Origin of the sequence: Bradyrhizobium sp. SZCCHNR1098 (assembly GCF_032489375.1) — a bacterium.
Classification (GTDB): Bacteria; Pseudomonadota; Alphaproteobacteria; order Rhizobiales; family Xanthobacteraceae; genus Bradyrhizobium.
The window spans coordinates 343,618-362,657 of the sequence record NZ_JAUEXY010000007.1; the positions used below are offsets into that span (position 1 = coordinate 343,618).

Sequence of the window (19,040 nt, forward strand, 5' to 3'; positions counted from 1 at the left end):
CGGGGCTGCGGCGAATGAGCATCGAAGCGAGGCTACCGCCTCCGCAATATGGGCTTCGGCTGAAGCGCATGCTCGGAGGAAAGGCAGGATGGAACGGCATCATCCTGCAGATCCTGTTCGTCGCAGTCCTGGTGTGGGTTGGCTACGAGATCGTGGCCAACGCACGCAGCAACCTCGCAGCCCAACGTATCACGTCGGGATTCGGCTTTCTCAACAACACGGCCGGCTTCGACGTTAACCAGACCCTGATCAGCTACTCCGGCTCCGACAGCTACAGCCGCGTGCTGATCGTCGGCGTGCTGAACACCCTGCTGGTCTCGGTCATCGGCATCGTGCTGGCGACCATCCTGGGCTTCCTGGTCGCTCTAGGCCGGCTATCACCGAATGTGCTGCTGTCGCGTGTCTCCGGCGCCTATGTCGAGCTGATCCGCAACCTGCCGCTCCTGTTCCAGATCCTGTTCTGGTATCTTGCGGTGTTGGCGGCTCTGCCCGGACCGCGACAGAGCATCTCTCTTTTCTCGACGTTCTTTCTCAACAATCGTGGCTTCATCGTTCCGCGACCGATCGAGGAGCCCGGCCTGATGCCGTTCCTGATCGCGCTCGGTGCCGCGATCGTCGGCTCGGCCGGTCTGCACTATTACGCGCGGCGTGAGCTGTTCGTACGCGGCCATGCGATGCGGATCTGGCCCTACGTGCTGGGGCTGCTGATCGGCCTGCCGCTGATTGCAACGCTCGTGTTCGGCGTGCCGATTTCGTTCGAGGTGCCGGCGCTCAAGGGATTCAACTTCGCCGGCGGTTCGCGCATCATTCCCGAGCTCGTCGCGCTGACCCTGGCGCTGACCATGTACACGGCGTCTTTCATCGCCGAGGTGGTGCGTGCCGGCATCCTCTCCGTCCACAAGGGGCAGATGGAAGCGGGGCTCTCGCTCGGACTGAGCCGCGGCACCGTGCTGCGCCTGATCGTCGTGCCGCAGGCGCTCCGCGTGATCCTGCCGCCGCTGACGAACCAGTATTTGAACCTGACCAAGAACTCCTCGCTCGCGGTCGCCATCGGTTATCCCGATCTCGTGTCGGTGTTCGCGGGCACGACGATGAGCCAGACGGGTCAGGCCATCGAGATCATCGGAATCACGATGGGCGTCTATCTGGCGCTGTCGCTGATCACCAGCGCGATGATGAGCTTCTACAGCTGGCGGCTTGGGAAGAGACTTGGCGCATGACCGACATCACGGCCTCAACCTTCATCCGTCAGGACATGGCCGGAGAACGTCCGGCGCCCATCAAGACGACGGGGTTCGTCGGCTTCGTCCGCACGAGGCTGTTGAACTCGCCGACCAATATCCTGCTCACCCTGGTGAGCGCGCTGTTGATCTGGTTCACCGTAATCCCGGCGGTCAAGTTCCTGCTGGTCGACGCGGTGTGGGTCGGCAAGGACCGCGAAGCTTGTCTGGCGCAGAACGCGGGCCATCCGGTCGGCGCCTGTTGGCCCTACATTTCGGCGAAGTTCGGCCAGTTCATGTACGGCTTCTATCCGGAGGCCGACCGCTGGCGGGTCAATCTGACCTACGGGCTCGCGGTGGTGCTGTTGGCGCCGCTGCTGATCCCGCGCCTGCCGGCCAAAGGATTGAACGCGGGCCTGTTCTTCTTTGCGCTTCCGGTGGTCGCATTCTTCCTGCTCTATGGCGGTGGGCTGGAGGGCTTCGGCGTGAGCTGGACCTCAGGCGCGCTCCAGCTGTTCGTCGAGAGCATCGATACGGCCGGTAACGCGCTGGTTCGCGCCGGCGACAATTTGCCGGTGGTCGGCATGCTGCTGTGGCTGCTCGGCAAGCTGGTCGTGCTGATCGGTACGCTTGCATCGCTCGTGATCTGGCCGCTGGTCTGGATCCGCAATGAGCTGCAGCAATCTCACCAGCCCGTGTGGAATGATCTCGTGCTCTCCGCGATCATTGTCACCGCGCTGGTGTTCATCGTCGGCGGCGGAAGCAGGGCGCTGCGCAGCGTGATCGCCACGGCCGCGACCTTCGCCGGCATCGCCATCGTCATTGCGATCATGGGCCTCGATCGCGGCGGCCTTCCCATCGTCGATACAAGGCTGTGGGGCGGAATGCTGGTGACGCTGGTCGTCTCGGTGATCGGCATCGTCGCGTCGATGCCGATCGGCATTGCGCTTGCGCTCGGCCGCCGTTCGACCATTCCACTGATCCGCATCTTTTCGATCGCCTTCATCGAACTGGTGCGCGGCGTGCCGCTGATCACGGTGCTGTTCTTCGCCACCTACATGCTGCCGCTGTTCCTGCCCGGCAATGTCAGGGTCGACGGCCTGGTTCGGGCGCTGATCGGCGTCGCGCTGTTCTCGGGCGCCTACATGGCCGAGGTCATCCGTGGCGGCCTGCAGGCCATACCGCGTGGTCAGGCGGAGGCATCGAGCGCGCTCGGGCTGTCCTGGTGGAAGACGACCAGCTTCATCGTGCTGCCGCAGGCGCTGCGCCACGTCATCCCCGGCATCGTCAACAGCTTCATCTCGCTGTTCAAGGACACCTCGCTGGTGTCGATTGTGGCGCTGTTCGACCTGCTCGGCAGCCTCAAGGCCTCGTTTGCCGATCCGGTGTGGGCGACGCCGACCACGGCCTTCACCGGCTTTGCCTTCACCGGCCTGATCTACTTCGCCTTCTGCTTCGGCATGTCACGCTACTCCATGCTGGTCGAGCGCCGCGTCAATGCGCACCGGCGCCATTGAGCCAGAGATCATCGAGAGACCCATGACTGCAAATTCGATCGTCAGCATTTCCGCCCTCAACAAATGGTACGGCGAATTCCACGTCCTGCGCGACATCAACCTCTCCGTCGGGAAGGGTGAGCGCATCGTGATCTGCGGGCCCTCGGGCTCGGGCAAGTCGACCCTGATCCGCTGCATCAACGCGCTCGAGGAATTCCAGGAGGGCGAGATCAACGTCGACGGCATCGATCTTGGTCCGAACCTCAAGCGGGTGGACGAGGTTCGCCGCGAGGTCGGCATGGTGTTCCAGAGCTTCAACCTGTTTCCGCACCTGACCGTGCTGGAGAACTGTACCCTGGCGCCGATCTGGGTGCGCAACATTCCGCAGAAGGAAGCCGAGGCGACTGCGATGAAGTTCCTGGAGCGGGTCAAGATCCCGCATCAGGCGCAGAAATACCCGGGCCAGATGTCGGGCGGTCAGCAGCAGCGCGTCGCCATCGCGCGCGCGCTGGCGATGAACCCGAAGGTCATGCTATTCGACGAGCCGACATCGGCGCTCGATCCGGAGATGGTGAAGGAGGTGCTCGACACCATGGTCGATCTCGCCAAGGAGGGCATGACCATGCTGGTCGTGACCCACGAGATGGGCTTCGCGCGCGAGGTCGCCAACCGCGTCGTGTTCATGGACGCCGGCCAGATCATCGAATCGAACACGCCGCAGGAATTCTTCGCCAACCCGCAGCATGCGCGCAGCAAGCTGTTCCTGAGCCAGATTTTGCGGCATTGATGAGGAAGCGAATAGGGACTTGCGAATAGCGAATAGGGCGAGAAGTTCTACTCGCTACTCGCTACTCGCCCTCAAACGAAAGGCGGCTTGATGCCGCTGCGCCGCTCCAGCCAAGCCGGCACCGGCAGGTTCTTCGAACGCATGAATTCCGGATTGTACAGCTTCGACTGATAGCGCGTGCCCGAGTCGCACAGGATGGTCACGATGGTGTGGCCGCGGCCGAGCTTCCGCGCGAGTTGCACCGCGCCGGCTACGTTGACGCCGGTCGAGCCGCCCAGGCATAAGCCTTCATGCTGTACGAGGTCGTAGATCGTGTTGACGGCGTCCTCGTCGGACACCAGGAACGCGTCGTCGACCTTGGCGGTCTCGATCACGGGCGTCACACGACCGATGCCGATGCCTTCGGTGATGGAATCGCCGGGCGTCGATTTGACGACGCCGTTCTTGAACCATTCGTACATCGCGAAGCCGTGCGGATCGGCGCAGGCGGTGACGATATTCTTGTTTCTGTCCTTCAAATAGCGGCTCGCGCCGGCGATGGTGCCGCCGGTGCCGACCGCGCAGATGAAGCCGTCGACCTCGCCGCCGGTCTGCTCCCAGATCTCGGGTCCCGTGGACTCATAATGCGCCTTGGCGTTGTCGAGGTTGTTCCACTGATCGGCGAACAGCACGCCGTTCGGCTCGGTCTTGCGCAGTTCGTCGGCGAGCCTGCGCCCGACATGCTGATAGTTGTTGGGATTGCTGAACGGCAACGCCGGCACCTCGACCAGCTCCGCGCCGCACAGCCGCAGCATGTCCTTCTTTTCCTGGCTCTGCGTCTCCGGGATCACGATCAACGTGCGATAACCGCGCGCGCTGGCGACCACGGCCAGACCGATGCCGGTGTTGCCGGCAGTGGCCTCGACCACGAGGCCGCCCGGCTTGAGATCGCCGCGCCTCTCGGCCTCCAGGATCATCCACTTGCCGGCACGGTCCTTGACCGACTGGCCCGGGTTCATGAACTCGGCCTTGCCGAGAATGGTGCAGCCCGTCGCCTCCGAGGCGCGATTGAGCTTGATCAGGGGCGTGTTGCCGATCGCCGCGACGACGTCGTTGTGAATGGTCATTTTGCAGATACCGTAGGAGTTTCCTCGAGCACACTTAAGAGGACCCTAGCCTGATATCCAGGGCAGCGTAAGCCGGCCGGATCAGCCCCCTGATTTCGCAAAGACGACCTGGCGAACATCGATGTTCCCAGAGAGGAAACCTGCTTCGCAGTAGGATAGATAATATTCCCAGAGCCGCCTGAAGCGCTCATCGAATCCTGCGGGCGTGAGGTCCGGCCAAGCCTCCCGGAAGTTCTTTCGCCAGATCGCGAGCGTCCTGGCATAATCTTCCCCGAAGATGCGCTCGCGGATGACGGGTATGCCAAAGCGGTCGCCGAGCGACTTCAGGATCTGCGGCGTCGGCAACATGCCTCCCGGGAAGACGTAGCGTTGGATGAAGTCGACCTCGCGGCGGTAGTGCTGGAACAGGCTGTCCTGGATGGTAATTGCCTGGACACCGGCCAGTCCGCCCGGCAGCAGACGGTCTCGCAGTTGCGAGAAATATTTCGGCCAGAACTGTTCGCCGACCGCCTCGATCATCTCGATCGAGGCGATGCGATCGTAGCGGTCACGCTCGTCGCGGTAATCCTGCAGGCGGATTTCGACTTTCTCGGCGAGCCCGGCCTCGTGGATGCGGCGCTGCGCGAAGTCGCGCTGCTGTTGGCTGATCGTCAGCCCAACGACCTGGGCGCCGAACGTCTTGGCGGCATATTCGGCAAAGCCGCCCCAGCCGCAGCCGATCTCGAGCAGCTTCTGCCCGGGCTTGAGATCGATCGCCTCGGCCAGCCGCTTGTACTTGTTGGTCTGCGCGGCGGTGAGGTCGGTGGTGTCCTCCTCGAACAGGGCCGAGGAGTAGGTCATGCTCGGATCGAGCCACGCCGAGTAGAACGAATTCCCGATGTCATAATGGGCGTAGATGTTGCGCTTTGCCTGACGCTTGGTGTTGCGGTTGAACCAGTGCCGGACCAGCTGGGCAAACCGGATCAGCGGCTTGTCTTCCAGCATCGACTGCAGCAGGTGCTGGTTGACGCAGAACAGATAGAGAAACTGCGTCAGGTCCGGCGTGTCCCAGTCGCCGTTCAGATAGGCCTCGGCGATGCCGATGTCGCCACCATTGAGAAGGCGCGATGCGAAGCCGTAATTGGCCAGGATCATTGCGGCGGCCGGCCCGGGCTCAACGCCGCCGAGCCGGATCACCCGTCCGTCCGGCAGGGTCACGTCGAGCGTGCCTTTCCGCAAGCGCGAGCCGAAGCCGAGGGCAAGGCGGGGCAGGCGGGGAAGATCGGCAAGCACCTTGTCGATGGTGTCAGGGGTGACTGGGATGACGTTCGGCATGGCAGGTCCATTCACGCAAACGGCTCGAGCACACGTCCCCCGTCGGCTGGCCGGTGTGGCACCTGTGCGGGCAGGGAATCACGGACGCAGAGCGCGCCGGCCGTTTCCGGTCAGCGTCGTGAAATATAAGCGTGGCTGCCGTTCCCCGCCAAGCCGGTATTGGTTCCAGGGCTTGCGCTGATTTCGCCGCGCGGGACGAGGCGGACGCCTTTGGCCCACAGCCGCAGCGCCTCCCAATGGATCGCGGCAAAGATTTTGACAGTCACCAGCGGGAGCGAGATGAAGGCGGCGAGCAGGGAGCCAGAGGTTAGCGTGCGACGGCGGCCGGAGAAGGTTGCGGCAAGCAGGGGGCCGTCGGCCCCAGTTTCGAGAATCCGCAGCTTGACATTGTCGCCCGGCGGCATGACCCGGAAATGGTAACGCATCGCCATGTCGATGAAGGGCGAGACGTAGAAGGTCTTGTCCTGCGCCTGGCGCAGCCCTGCTGCCGACAGCTCATCCGGCCTGACCGGCAGCACATAGGGCTTGATCTCACCGAAGGTGTTGCGGACCTCGTAGATCATCAGCGCCAGGGTGCCGTCGCTGCGATAGCAGAAATAGACCGACAGCGGATTGAACACGTAGCCGAGCAGCCGCGGATAGCACAGCAGCAGCACGCGCCCGCCGCTGAGATCGATCCCCTGATCCGCCGCACAGGTCTGCGCATAGGCCAGTAGCGACGAGCCGTCGCCCGGACCGTGGTCGGCCTCGTGGAAGCTGTAGAGCGCGCGCCGATTGACCCCGAACAGCGAAGCCTGCCGGTCCGCCTGGTCGAGCCGACCGAGATCGATCAGCAGGCTCATCACGCGATAGCGGAAGCGATGCGTGGTCGGGCGCATGCGGGCATGCATGACCTGTCCGACATAGAGCGCGGCCGCTTCCGTTCTGTCATCTGGTCCCGAGTGATCCATGTCCATATCGCGCCTATTCCGCAGCCTCGGCGAGCTCGGTGGGAAGCCCGCGCCACGGCACGTTCGCGCCGAGCGCCTCTGCCACGGCGAGACCCGAGCGCAGCCCGTCCTCATGAAAGCCATAGCCGGTCCAGGCGCCACAGAACCAAGTATGGCGCTGCCCCTGAATCGCTGCCAGACGCTTCTGCGCCGCAAAGGCGGCAGCCGTGTATTGCGGGTGCTCACAGATATACTTGCCAAAGGTTAGCTCCGGAGCCGGAGCGAAGGGTGGGTTGAGGCTGACGAACAGCGGCTTGGCGTTGTCGATGTCCTGGAGGTTGTTCATCCAATAGGTGACGGCGACGTCGTTCATGGGAACGCCCTCACGCTGCCAGCGCAGGAAATTCCACGAAGCCCAGGCGCGGCGACGCTTCGGCATCAGCCTGCTGTCACGGTGCAGATAGATCGTGTTGGGCGAATATTTGATCGCCCCGAGGATGCTGCGCTCCCGCTCGTCCGCATCGGTGAGCATCGACAACGCCTGGTCGCTGTGTGCGGCGATCACGACATGATCGTAGGTGTCGCGACGGCCGCTGCCGTCCTGAACGACGACGCCGTGGGCAGTGCGTTCGATGCTGGTCACGGCGCTGCCGAGCCGGATATGCTTGCGGAAGCTCGACGTCAGCTTCTCCACATAGCGGCGGCTGCCGCCCTTGACGGTGCGCCAGATCGGACGGTCATATTGCAGCAACCTGTGATTGCTGAAGAACGCGACGAAGTTCTCGGCCGGAAAGTCCAGCATCTCGGACGCCGGGGCTGACCAGATCGCGGCACCCATCGGCGCCAGATAGTCGGTGAGCAGTCGCGGGGCGAAATGGTTGCGCCGGAAATAATCCCGGAGCGTAAGGCCATGCAGGCGCCCGGCCTTGAAGTCGGCTGTACTCTGCTCGTTGAAGGTCAGGATGTCCCTGAGCATCCAGAGATAGGATGTCGACAGCAGATTGCTCGGCTGCGCGAACAGCCCCTTGGCGGTGTCGAGCCAGGTGTTGCCGCCCCCCTTCCATTCGAAGCGGCCGGCATCCGCGGTGACGGCAAAGCTCATGCTGCTGTCGACCGTCTCGACCCCCAGATGGTCGAACAAGGCGGTGAGCTCAGGATAGTTCAGCTCGTTGTAGACGATGAAGCCGATGTCGACAGAGACCGGAGCGCCGTCATAGTCGATCGTCACGGTGTGGCTGTGGCCGCCCGGACGGAGATCTCGCTCGTAGACGGTGATCGGATAACGCTTCGCCAGGGACCAGGCCGCGGCGTTACCCGCAATACCCGTTCCGACCACCGCAACTCGCATGAATGCCCCCCTGAAGTTCACGTGCAAGTTACGGAGTCGCCGCCAAAGGGTTTCACGGGCGCGCTCCCCGCGTCACACCCCGCCCAAAACGGCATGCGACAGATGAAATCTTGGTAAGGCGGCAGCCGGTGGCCGGTGGCCCTGCCTGCACGAAACTCCGCTGATTTGCGGGAGATTCGTCGATTCGGTGGACTTTATCGGCACCATCGCTGCTGGGGGGACGGGGGGCTGCAGGGCTGTCCGGCGCCGTGGGCTGCGGCTAGAATGATTCCCAAGACTACAGGGAAGCATCACGCCAGTGTCCATCGTGCCGATCGCCGTCGACGAGCCTTGCCGCGCGTCCGCTGACCCGCGGATCGTCGCCGGGATGCGGGAGCGCCGTGTGCCGGCTGCCCTGCGGCGATTTGTCCACTGGCTGGCGGCGATCGGATTGGCGGCGAACTCGGCCGGCTGCCTGCTGACGCAGGATATTCCCGATCCGGCCCTCGACATGCCCCAGCGCTACAAGGCGGCGTCCGGTTCCGATATGGCGGCGCCACCGCCGCTGGATTGGTGGCGCGGCTTCGGATCACGCGAGCTGACCCAGCTGATGGAGGAGGCGCAGAGCGTCAACCTTGATATTGCCGCTGCTGTGGCAAGGTTCCGGCAGGCCGATGCGCTGGCGCGGCAGGCCGGCGCGGCGCTGCTGCCGAGCCTGTCCGCCACCGGCCAGGAGACCTATTCGCGCACGTCCGGGTCGAGCTCCAGCGGGCTCACCAATGGCGGCCGCGAGGTCGTCAATTACCAGGCGTCGCTCTCTGCGAGCTACCAGCTCGACTTCTTCGGCCAGAATCGCGACGCGCTGCAGGCGGCCGAGGAAACCGCGGTGGCCAACCGCTTCGACCGCGACGTCACGCAGTTGACGACGCTCGCCACCGTCGCCAATGCCTATTTCCAGGTGCTGGCCGCGCAGGATCGGATTCGGACCGCCGAGCGCAACATCGCCAGCGCCACGCGTGTGCTCGATGCCATCCGCGAGCGGCAGAAGGCGGGCACCGGCAATGATCTCGACGTCGCGCAGCAGGAGAGCGTGCTCGCCAACCAGAAGGCGGCGGTGCCGCCGCTCCGCCAGACGCTCGATCAGAACGTCAACGCGCTGGCCGTGCTGGTCGCGCGATCGCCCGAGGGCATTCGCATTGCCGGCGGCTCGCTCGACCGGATCAGGACGCCGCGGGTCACGCCCGGGCTGCCGTCCGAACTCTTGACGCAACGGCCGGACATCCGCCGGCAGGAAGCGCAGCTGGCGTCGGCCACCGCCAATGTCGGCAGCGCGCGGGCGCAGTTCTTTCCCAGCATCCAGCTGACCGGCAATGGCGGCTACCAGAGCGCAGCACTGGTGTCGCTGTTTCAGCCGCATGCGGCGTTCTTCAGCCTCGCCGGCAGCCTGACCCAGCCGATCTTCGATGGTGGCAGAATCCTGGGCAATTTCGAGAACGCCAAGGCGCGACAGGACGAGCTGTTGCAAACCTACCGCAAGACGGTCATCCAGTCTTTCACCGACGTCAACAATGCGCTGTTCTCGATCAAGCAGACCACGATCAAGTTGCAATTGCAGCGAGAAGTCGTTGCCGCCTCCCGCCGCGCCTTCCAGCTCTCCGAGCAGCAACTGCGCGCGGGAACTGCCGACATCGTGACAGTCTTGAATACGCAATTGACGCTGTTCCAGGCCGAGGACGCGCTATGGCAGGCGCAGCTGGCGCGCCTGCAGGCGTTCGTGAGCCTCTATCAGGCGCTCGGCGGCGGCTGGGAGCCGCGCATGGAGAAGTCGGCCGATGCTCTTTAAACCGGACGAGAAGGGAGCAGCGGCAGTGAAGCGCGCGCGGTCCAGCGTGGCACGGCGGCTGGTGTCGATCACGATCACGCTGCTGATCCTGGGCGGCCTCGGCTATATCGGCTGGTCGGCGATGCAGCAGAAGCAGCAGGCCAACAACCGCTTCGCGCGGCCCGACCTCCCCGTTCCTGTCCTGGCCGCCTCGCCTGTCATCAAGGACGTGCCGGTCTATCTCGACGGCGTCGGCGCGGTGCGCGCGCTCAACACCGTCACGGTGCGCTCCCAGGTCGACGGCAAGCTGATCGCCGTCAATTTCGTCGAGGGGCAGGACGTCAAGAAGGGCGACGTGCTCGCCGAGATCGATCCGGCGATCTACCAGGCGCAGTACGACCAGGCCGTCGCCAAGAAGGCACAGGACGAGGCGCAGCTTGCCAACCAGAAGCTCGACCTCGCCCGCTACGAGCAGCTGGCCGCCAGCAATGCCGGCTCCAAGCAGCAGGCCGACACGCAGCGCGCGGTGGTGGCGCAGCAGCAGGCGCTGATCAAGGCGGATCAGGCCGCGATCGATAATGCGGCGACGACCTTGAGCTACACCAAGATCGTGGCTCCGCTCTCCGGCCGCGCCGGCCTGCGCCAGGTCGACCAGGGCAACATCGTTCATGCGTCCGACGCGACCGGTCTCGTCGTCATCACGCAGCTTCAGCCGATTGCGGTGCAGTTCAGCCTGCCGCAGCAGCAGATCATGCGCGTCAATGCGGCCGCTGCCAAGGGGCCGCTCGCTGTCGACGTGTTCGGCAATGACGGCGTCACCGTCATCGACACCGGCACGTTGCGGGGTATCGACAACCAGGTCGATCAGACGACGGGCACGCTGAAGCTGAAAGCAGAATTCCTCAACGGCAAATTCCAGCTCTGGCCCGGACAGTTCGTCAATGTCCGCCTCAAGGTCGAGACCTTGTCGCAGGCGATCACGGTGCCGACCTCGGCCGTGCAGCGCGGGCCGGCAGGCACGTTCAGCTACGTGATCGGCGAGGGCGACATCGCCTCGGCGCATCCGGTGACGGTCGTGCAGCAGAACGAGAGCGAGGCCGTGATCGCCAGCGGCTTGAGCCCGTCGGACCGCGTGGTGACGACCGGCTTTGCCAATCTGGCCGACGGCGTCAAAGTCGTGGTCGGACGCGCCGAGCAGACGCCGCAGGCCGATCTGGCGCCGCGCAAGCGCAGCCGCAATCCGCAAGGAAAAGAGCAGGCGAAGGAGGGCGGAGCGCCACCCGAAGGCGCGCCGAAGGACGGCGAGCGGCGCCGCAGGCCTGAGGCTGGGGGTCAGACCGACGCCGGCGGTGCAGCGCCCCAGGGAGGGAGTGAGGCAGGTCGCGGCGCGAAGGCACAGCCATGACGCAACCGCAAGAGTGACGAGCAGTCGCGATGAGCGTCTCCGAACCCTTCATCCGCCGTCCCATCGCGACCTCGCTGCTCGGCGTCGCCCTGCTGATCGGCGGCCTGCTCGGCTATCTCGCGCTGCCGGTCTCGGCGCTGCCGCAGGTCGACTTCCCGACTGTCCAGGTGACGACGCAACTGCCGGGCGCCAGCCCTGATGTGATCGCCTCGCTGATCACGGCCCCACTGGAGCGCCAGCTCGGCCAGATCCCGTCCTTGTCCGCGATGAACTCGACAAGCTCGTTCGGCGTCAGCCAGATCTCGCTGCAGTTCGATCTCGGCCGCGACATCGACGGCGCAACCCAGGACGTCCAGGCGGCAATCAATGCCGCCGCCGGCGTCTTGCCAAAGTCGCTGCCCTATCCGCCGACCTACGCCAAGGTCAATCCGGCCGACGCGCCGGTCATGACGCTCGCGCTGACCTCGGACACGATCTCTTTGCGCGCGATGAGCGACATGGCCGACACGATCCTGGCGCAGCGGCTGAGCCAGGTCTCCGGCGTCGGCCGCGTCTCGGTGCTCGGTGGACTGAAGCCCGCGGTGCGCGTGCAGGCCGACCTGGCGCGGCTCGCGGCCTATGGCATCTCGATAGAGGACCTGCGCGCCGCCATCGCAGGCGCCAACGTCTCCGGACCCAAGGGATCGCTGGACGGGGCGCAGCAGGCCTATCTGATCACGGCCAACGACCAGATCGGGACCGCAGACGCTTACAAGCCGATCATCATCGCCTACCGCAACGGCTCGCCGGTCACGATCGGCGATGTCGCAACGATTCTCGATGGTCTGGAGAACGATCGGACCGGCGGCTGGTACCAGGGTGTCCCTGCGGTCATCCTCGACATCCAGCGCCAGCCGGGTGCCAACGTCATCGAGGTCGTCAAGCAGATCCGTGCCGAGATCCCGAAGCTGCAGCGCATGATTCCGGCCGGGGTGAAGCTCGCTATCGTCAGCGATCGTACCGTGACCATCCACGCCTCGGTGCACGACGTGCAGTTCACGCTGCTGCTCAGCGTGGTGCTGGTGACGCTGGTCGTGCTGCTGTTCCTGCGCTCGTTGCGGGCCACGATCATCGCCGGCGTCGCGCTGCCGCTGTCGCTGATCACGAGCTTCGGCGTGATGTACTTCGCCGGCTTCAGCCTCGACAATCTCTCGCTGATGGCACTCACGATCGGCACCGGCTTCGTCGTCGACGACGCCATCGTGATGATCGAGAACATCGTGCGCCACATGGAGAATGGCGAGAGCGCGATGAACGCCTCGCTGCGAGGCGCGCGCGAGATCGGCTTCACTGTCATCTCGCTGACGGTATCGCTGATCGCAGTGTTCATTCCACTCTTGTTCATGTCCGGTCTGGTCGGCCGCATGTTTCGGGAATTTGCGCTGACGCTGACGATTGCAGTGGTGACATCGGCGGTGGTGTCGTTGACCTTGACGCCGATGATGTGCTCGCGGCTGTTGAAGCACGCCAGCGAGGAGTGGGTGCTGCCGGGGCTGAACGCCGTCAGCCGCTTCATCGACCGTACCGTGGCCGTCTATCATCGCAGCCTGCTGTGGGTGCTGGATCGCCAGACCGAGACGCTGGTCGTGACCTTCGCGACCTTGGCGGCGACCTTGGCTCTCTACGTCGTCGCGCCCAAGGGCTTTCTGCCGCTGCAGGATACCGGCTCGATCACTGCGGTGACCGAGGCCGGCCCCGACGTGTCGTTCGCCGAAATGACGAAACGCCAGGCGGACGTCGCCGCCGCGATCCAGGCTGACCCCGACGTCGTCGGCGTCGTCTCGGTGATCGGCGCCGGATCGGTCAACCCGACCACCAATGTCGGCCGTCTCGTCATGACCTTGAAGCCACTCGGCGAGCGGCAGGACGGCGTCGCCGAGGTGATCGACCGGCTGAAGCAGAAAATCTCGGGCGTGCCCGGCATGACCGTGTACTTCCAGCCCGTCCAGGATGTGCAGATCTCGACCCAAGCGAGCCGCTCGCAATATCAGTACACGCTGACCGGCGCCGATGCCACCGAGGTGTCGAAATGGGCGAGGCAGCTTGTCGGAGAAATGCGCCGCGACCCTCTATTCCGCGACGCCTCCTCCGAAGCCCAGGAGGGCGGCCTGCGCGCGGAGCTGACCATTGACCGCCAGCGCGCCGGCCAGCTCGGCGTCAGTCTGCAGGGCGTCACCGACACGCTCAACGACGCCTTCGCGCAGCGGCAGATCTCGACGATCTATGGTCAGGCCAATCAGTACCGCGTCGTGCTGGAGGCGCTGCCGATGTATCAGCGCGACCCGTCGGTCCTGTCGAAGCTCTATCTGCCTGGCGCCGGCGGCCAGGTGCCGCTCTCGGCGGTGGCGAGCCTGAAGCGCACCACCGCGCCGCTCGCCATCTCGCACCAGGCGCAGTTTCCGGCGGTGTCGCTGAGCTTCAATCTCGCGCCCGGCGCGGCGCTGAGCGAGGCGGTCGAGGCGCTCCATGCGACCGAGAACCGCATCGGCATGCCCGGCAGCATCATCGGTGTCTATTCGGGCGATGCCGCCGAGTTCGCCAAGTCGCTGGCCGGCCAGCCCTGGTTGCTGCTGGCGGCCGTGGTCACGATCTACATCGTGCTCGGCGTGCTCTATGAGAGCTACATCCATCCGATCACCATCCTGTCGACGCTGCCCTCGGCGGGTGTCGGCGCCATTCTGGCGCTGATGCTGTTCGGCCAGGACCTGTCGGTGATCGGTCTGATCGGCATCATTCTGCTGATGGGCATCGTCAAGAAGAACGCGATCATGATGATCGACTTCGCGCTCGAAGCGGAGCGTCACGAAAACCGCACACCCTACGACGCGATCGTGCAGGCGTGTCTCCTGCGGTTTCGCCCGATCATGATGACGACCCTGGCCGCGCTGTTCGGCGCGCTGCCGCTGGCGATCGAGAGCGGCACCGGCTCGGAGCTGCGCTTTCCGCTCGGCATCTCCATCATTGGCGGCCTGCTGCTCAGCCAATTGCTGACGCTGTACACGACGCCGGTCATCTATCTCGCGCTCGACCGCATCAATCGTCGCTTCGAGCGCGCGCTGCCGCCGGCGCCGAACCTGCCGTCGCCGCCGATCGCAGGTGCGACCGAAGGCATCCAGTGATGGCCTCGATCTCCGAGCCGTTCATTCGCCGGCCGGTCGGCACCACGCTGCTCTCGATCGGCTTGTTCCTGGTCGGGATCGTCGCCTATATCTTCCTTCCCGTCGCGCCCGTGCCGAACGTCGATTTCCCCGCGATCTTCGTCAGCGCGTCGCGCCCGGGTGCGGACCCGTCCGTCATGGCGGGGACGGTCGCGGCGCCGTTGGAGCGGCGGCTCGGCGAAATCGCAGGTGTCGACCAGATCACATCGACGAGCTCGCTCGGCACCACCAACATCCAGATCCAGTTCTCGATCGGCCGCGACATCGACAAGGCCGCGCGTGACGTCCAGGCGGCCATCAACGCCTCGCTGTCGGACCTTCCGAGCGACCTGCCGGCGCTGCCGCGCTTCCGCAAGGCGAACACGGCCGCGGCTCCCGTATTCGTTCTGGCCCTGACCTCGAAGACGATGACGCCGAGCGCGATGTACGACGTCGCCGACACCGTTCTGGCGCAGCGTCTGTTCCAGGTGCCCGGCGTCGGCAATGTCACGGTCAGCGGCGCCGATCAACCCGCCGTGCGCATCGCGCTCAATCCGGTCTCGCTCGCCAATGCCGGGATTTCGACCGACGATGTCCGGACGGCGATCATCAATGCCAATCCGATCGGGCCGGTCGGCATCTTCGAGGGCGCGCGGCAGAGCGAGACCATTGCCATCAACAGGCAGATGCGCAGCGCGGCCGAATTCCGCGACATCCTGATCAAGAGCAGCAATGGCAGCTTCGTGCGGCTGTCGGATGTCGCCGACGTCGAGGATTCCGTACGCAACGTGCGTTCGATCGCCTGGTTCAACAAGCAGCCGGCGGTGCTGATCCAGATCGCGAAACAGGGCGACGCCAACGTGATCGAGACCGTCGACCGTGTGAAGGCGCTGATCCCGGAGCTCAAGCAATGGCTGCCGGCCGGCATCGAGATCTCCACTCTGGTCGACCGCACCGGGACCATTCGCGCCTCGGTAGAGGACATGCAGTGGACCTTGCTCGCGACCGCCGTGCTGGTGATGGTCGTCGTGTTCCTGTTCCTGCGCCGCCTGGTGCCGACGGTGGCGGCCGGCGTCTCGGTTCCGCTGGCGCTGGCCGGCACCTGCGCGGCGATGTGGCTCGCAGGCTTCTCGATCGACAATCTCTCGCTGATGGCGCTCGCGATCTCCGTCGGCTTCGTCGTCGACGACGCCATCGTCATGATCGAGAACATGTACCGCAATCTCGAGCATGGCCTGTCGCCGATGCGCGCCGCGCTCGATGGCGCCCGCCAGATCGGCTTTACCGTGTTGTCGATCAGCCTTTCTTTGATTGCAGCCTTCGTGCCCTTGATCTTCATGGACGGCGTCGTCGGCCGTCTCCTGCGTGAGTTCTCGCTGACGCTGACCTTCGCAATCGTCGTGTCGACATTGGTGTCGCTGACGGTGACGCCGATGATCTGCGCGCATTACATCAAGGAGACGCTGTCCGATCGTGCCACCTGGTTCGACCGTATCGTCGAAGGCGCGCTGTCCGGCATGGTCCGCTTCTATGCCTGGACGCTGCGCGGCGTGCTGGTTTATCCGTTCCTCACCTTGATCGTGTTCTTCGCCACCATCGCGCTCACGGTGACGCTCTACATCAAGGTGCCCAAGGGCTATTTCCCGACCGACGATTCCGGCTTCGTCATCGGTGCGACGCGCGCCTCGGCCGACATTTCGTTCCAGTCCATGCTGGGTCTGCAGCAGCGGCTCGCCGACATCGTGATGGCCGATCCCGCCGTGGCCGGGATCGGCTCGACGATCGGGGGCGGCGGCGGGCCGGGCGGCGCGACGTCCAACCGCGGCACCATGTTCATCAACCTCAAGCCTCCGGCGGAGCGCGAGGGCGTCTCGACTGAGCTCGTGATCAACCGCCTCAGGCGGAGCCTCGCGATGGTCCCCGGCATTCGGCTCTTCATGTTCGCCGCGCAGGACGTGCGCACCGGCGGTCGTCAGAGCGATTCCGACTACCAGTACGCGTTGAGCAGCCCCGATCTCGACCTTCTGCAGAAATGGGCGCCGATCGTCGCCAAGCGCCTGGAGACGGTCGACGGCATCACCGACATTTCCAGCGACCGCGATCCCGGTGGCCTGCAGCTCGCGCTGCGGATCGACCGACAGAAGGCGGCGAGCCTCGGCGTCCGCGTCCAGGACATCGACAACGCGCTCAACAACGCCTTCGCGCAACGCCAGATCTCGATCGTCTACAGCCAGCGCAACCAGTACATGGTCGTGCTGGAGATCGACCCGAAATTCCAGACCGATCCCTCCAATCTCGACCGCATCTATGTGGCCGGGGCAGGGGACGCGCAGGTGCCGCTGTCGGCACTGGTCAAGGCCGAGCGCGGCCTGTCACCGCTGGCGGTGTATCACTCACAATCGTTCCCTTCGACCACCGTGTCGTTCAACCTGCTGCCGGACGTGCCCTTGCAGACCGCGACGGCCGACATTCAGCGCGCCGTCGATGAGCTGCACATGCCGGAGGGCATCCGCGGCAGCTTCGACGGCAATGCCGGAGACTTCAACAAGAGCAGCGGCCGCCAGCCGCTCTTGATCCTGTTCGCCCTGGCCGCGATGTATATCGTGCTGGGCGTGCTCTATGAGAGCCTGGCGCATCCGCTGACCATCATCTCGACGCTACCGTCGGCGGGGCTCGGCGCGCTGCTCGCGCTGCAGATCACCAATACGCCGCTGACCGTGATCGCCTTCGTCGGCATCATCCTGCTGATCGGCATCGTCAAGAAGAACGGCATCATGCTGGTCGACTTCGCGCTCGAGGCCGAGCGCCAGCGCGGCATGTCCTCGGCCGACGCGATCTTCGAGGCCTGCCGGGTGCGCTTCCGTCCGATCCTGATGACGACGCTCGCCGCGCTGTTCGCCGGTCTGCCGCTGGTGATCGCGACCGGTCCCGGCACCGAGCTGCGCCGTCCCCTCGGCATCACCATCATTGGCGGCCTCCTGGTGTCGCAGATCCTCACCCTCTACACCACGCCGGTGATCTACCTGCTGATCGACCGGCTGCGCCGCCGGCCTGCGCCGGAGCCGCTTGCCGCGCCCGCCGAATGAGCCGTTGTGGCGCTGTCCGCGGGCGCGTATAGCCGCCGCATGCCAGAACCACACGACCATCCGCCGCTCGCCACCGAGGCGCCGCCCGATTGCCCGCGTTGCCAGAAGCCGCTGCCGCTGTGCATCTGCGACAGCGTCACACTGCTGGAAAGCCGGCTGGGGCTCCTGATCCTGCAGCACCCGCAGGAGCAGGATCGCGCCCTCGGCACCGCGCGGCTCGCCGCGCAGCATTTCAAGAACGCGGTGGTCAAGGTCGGGCTATCCTGGCCGAGCCTCGCCAAGGCACTGGGACGGCCGGTCGCCGATCCCGCGCGCTGGGCCATTCTCTATCTCGGCTCGGCGAAGGCGGCCGAGCTCGATCCCGAGAGCGAGGTGGTCGCGGTGACCCGCAAGGGTGAGGTGGCCGACAACCAGCGCGCCATCCTCAAGTCGATCGAGGGCGTGATCCTGCTCGACGGCACCTGGAGCCAGGCCAAGGCGCTGTGGTGGCGCAATCCGTGGATGCTGAAGTGCCAGCGCGTGATCCTCGGGCCGCGGCAGCCGTCGCGCTACGGTCGGCTGCGCCGCGAACCGCGCCGCGACGGGCTGTCGACCATCGAGGCGGCCGGGATGCTGATGGCCGCGCTGGAACGGCGGCCTGAGATCGCCACGGCCCTCGACGCGAGCTTCGAGCGCATGCTTGCGCGGTATCGGGAGGTGGAGAAAGAGCATCCGGAGCTCACGCCCCGCCCAAAGGTCCGCAAGCCGGATTGGCGCAGCCGCAAACGGCGGGTTTAGGAACCGAGGGTACGCTTCTTGCATTGCAGCATGGAACGAGGATGAGAGCCATGCAGGAAGCAGAAAAGTCCAATGTGGTGCAGTTCCGGGATTACGCGCCCCGGCTGGCCGGCAGATCTGGCTCGGATCGGGGCGGTGTCTCGGCCGGTGAACGGAGGGCAATTCTGACCTGGCCGCGCGCGCAGGTCAGCTATCCCGGCGGCATCGACGATCTGCCCTTCTAGCGCCGGTTCGCGGCCCAATGGGTAGTCCAACCGCTTGATTTTGATTGAGTGGAGGCCACGACCAGAATTGAACTGGTGTAAACGGTTTTGCAGACCGCTGCGTAACCACTCCGCCACGTGGCCCCATAGAGGCGGATCGATACAGGACATCAATGGGATAGGCAACCGTCCTATTTCGTTCTGTGCACCGCTTCTGAAACTGCTAGACCGCGTGAATTCAGAAACTCGTGAGCCTGAGCTGCTGCCGGTTTGATGGACACCGAGATTGGGTGTTTCATGAAGCCGGAGGTGGGTGATGAAGAGACGGAAGTTCAGTCGCGAGTTCAAGGTCGAGGCGGTCAAGCTGGTCAGGGAGCGCGGGGTATCGGTGG

Annotated in this window: 14 protein-coding genes and 1 tRNA gene; 10 read left to right on the forward strand and 5 right to left on the reverse strand. The window is 65.0% G+C overall.

Annotated features, from left to right (window positions below):
• Positions 1-14 precede the first annotated feature (14 nt).
• From QX135_RS17720 to QX135_RS17730, 3 genes are read left to right on the forward strand one after another with little or no spacing between them, the layout of a single operon-like run.
• The gene (locus QX135_RS17720) at positions 15-1,220 is read left to right on the forward strand and encodes an amino acid ABC transporter permease (protein ID WP_315757537.1); all 1,206 of its coding nucleotides are present in this window, start codon (positions 15-17) and stop codon (positions 1,218-1,220) included.
• Positions 1,217-2,737, forward strand: coding sequence for an amino acid ABC transporter permease (locus tag QX135_RS17725; RefSeq protein WP_316178152.1), 1,521 nt, complete (start codon positions 1,217-1,219; stop codon positions 2,735-2,737). The genes QX135_RS17720 and QX135_RS17725 overlap by 4 nt, the downstream gene beginning before the upstream one ends.
• Before the next feature lie 22 nt (positions 2,738-2,759).
• Positions 2,760-3,503: an amino acid ABC transporter ATP-binding protein gene (locus QX135_RS17730; RefSeq protein ID WP_315711850.1), complete on the forward strand. Its 744-nt coding sequence runs from the start codon at positions 2,760-2,762 to the stop codon at positions 3,501-3,503.
• Between the two features lie 71 nt (positions 3,504-3,574).
• Here the strand turns inward: QX135_RS17730 and QX135_RS17735 are convergent, their stop codons facing one another.
• The 4 genes from QX135_RS17735 to QX135_RS17750 all read right to left on the reverse strand — a co-directional run bounded on the left by QX135_RS17735 (position 3,575) and on the right by QX135_RS17750 (position 8,200).
• The gene (locus tag QX135_RS17735; RefSeq protein ID WP_316178154.1) at positions 3,575-4,609 is read right to left on the reverse strand and encodes a cysteine synthase A; all 1,035 of its coding nucleotides are present in this window, start codon (positions 4,607-4,609) and stop codon (positions 3,575-3,577) included.
• A gap of 81 nt (positions 4,610-4,690) precedes the next feature.
• Positions 4,691-5,923, reverse strand: coding sequence for a cyclopropane-fatty-acyl-phospholipid synthase family protein (locus tag QX135_RS17740; RefSeq protein WP_315757534.1), 1,233 nt, complete (start codon positions 5,921-5,923; stop codon positions 4,691-4,693).
• A 110-nt stretch (positions 5,924-6,033) separates the two neighbouring features.
• On the reverse strand, positions 6,034-6,879 hold the full coding sequence (locus QX135_RS17745; protein WP_316178156.1) for a DUF1365 domain-containing protein: 846 nt from the start codon (positions 6,877-6,879) through the stop codon (positions 6,034-6,036).
• Positions 6,880-6,886: 7 nt separating this feature from the next.
• Positions 6,887-8,200 carry an NAD(P)/FAD-dependent oxidoreductase gene (locus QX135_RS17750; protein WP_316178158.1) on the reverse strand — a complete coding sequence of 438 codons (1,314 nt, stop codon included), beginning with the start codon at positions 8,198-8,200 and terminating at the stop codon, positions 6,887-6,889.
• A 367-nt stretch (positions 8,201-8,567) separates the two neighbouring features.
• Between QX135_RS17750 and QX135_RS17755 the strand changes: the two genes are divergently transcribed.
• From QX135_RS17755 to QX135_RS17780, 6 genes are read left to right on the forward strand one after another with little or no spacing between them, the layout of a single operon-like run.
• Positions 8,568-10,022, forward strand: a complete 1,455-nt coding sequence (locus QX135_RS17755; protein ID WP_316178159.1) for an efflux transporter outer membrane subunit — start codon at positions 8,568-8,570, stop codon at positions 10,020-10,022.
• On the forward strand, positions 10,012-11,406 hold the full coding sequence (locus tag QX135_RS17760) for an efflux RND transporter periplasmic adaptor subunit (RefSeq protein ID WP_316178161.1): 1,395 nt from the start codon (positions 10,012-10,014) through the stop codon (positions 11,404-11,406). Before QX135_RS17755 ends, QX135_RS17760 begins: the two co-directional genes overlap by 11 nt.
• Before the next feature lie 29 nt (positions 11,407-11,435).
• Positions 11,436-14,564 (forward strand): efflux RND transporter permease subunit, encoded by a 3,129-nt coding sequence (locus tag QX135_RS17765; protein ID WP_316178164.1) that lies wholly within the window; start codon positions 11,436-11,438, stop codon positions 14,562-14,564.
• Entirely contained in the window at positions 14,564-17,668 is a 3,105-nt protein-coding gene (locus QX135_RS17770; protein ID WP_316178165.1) for an efflux RND transporter permease subunit, read from the forward strand. The genes QX135_RS17765 and QX135_RS17770 overlap by 1 nt, the downstream gene beginning before the upstream one ends.
• Before the next feature lie 39 nt (positions 17,669-17,707).
• Positions 17,708-18,445 (forward strand): tRNA-uridine aminocarboxypropyltransferase, encoded by a 738-nt coding sequence (locus QX135_RS17775; protein ID WP_316178166.1) that lies wholly within the window; start codon positions 17,708-17,710, stop codon positions 18,443-18,445.
• A gap of 50 nt (positions 18,446-18,495) precedes the next feature.
• Positions 18,496-18,669 (forward strand): hypothetical protein, encoded by a 174-nt coding sequence (locus tag QX135_RS17780; RefSeq protein WP_315738038.1) that lies wholly within the window; start codon positions 18,496-18,498, stop codon positions 18,667-18,669.
• Positions 18,670-18,718: 49 nt separating this feature from the next.
• Here the strand turns inward: QX135_RS17780 and QX135_RS17785 are convergent.
• A tRNA-Cys gene (locus QX135_RS17785) sits at positions 18,719-18,792 on the reverse strand.
• A gap of 172 nt (positions 18,793-18,964) precedes the next feature.
• Between QX135_RS17785 and QX135_RS17790 the strand changes: the two genes are divergently transcribed.
• Positions 18,965-19,040: transposase (locus QX135_RS17790; RefSeq protein ID WP_316234204.1), on the forward strand; the 76-nt coding region annotated here is incomplete at its 3' end.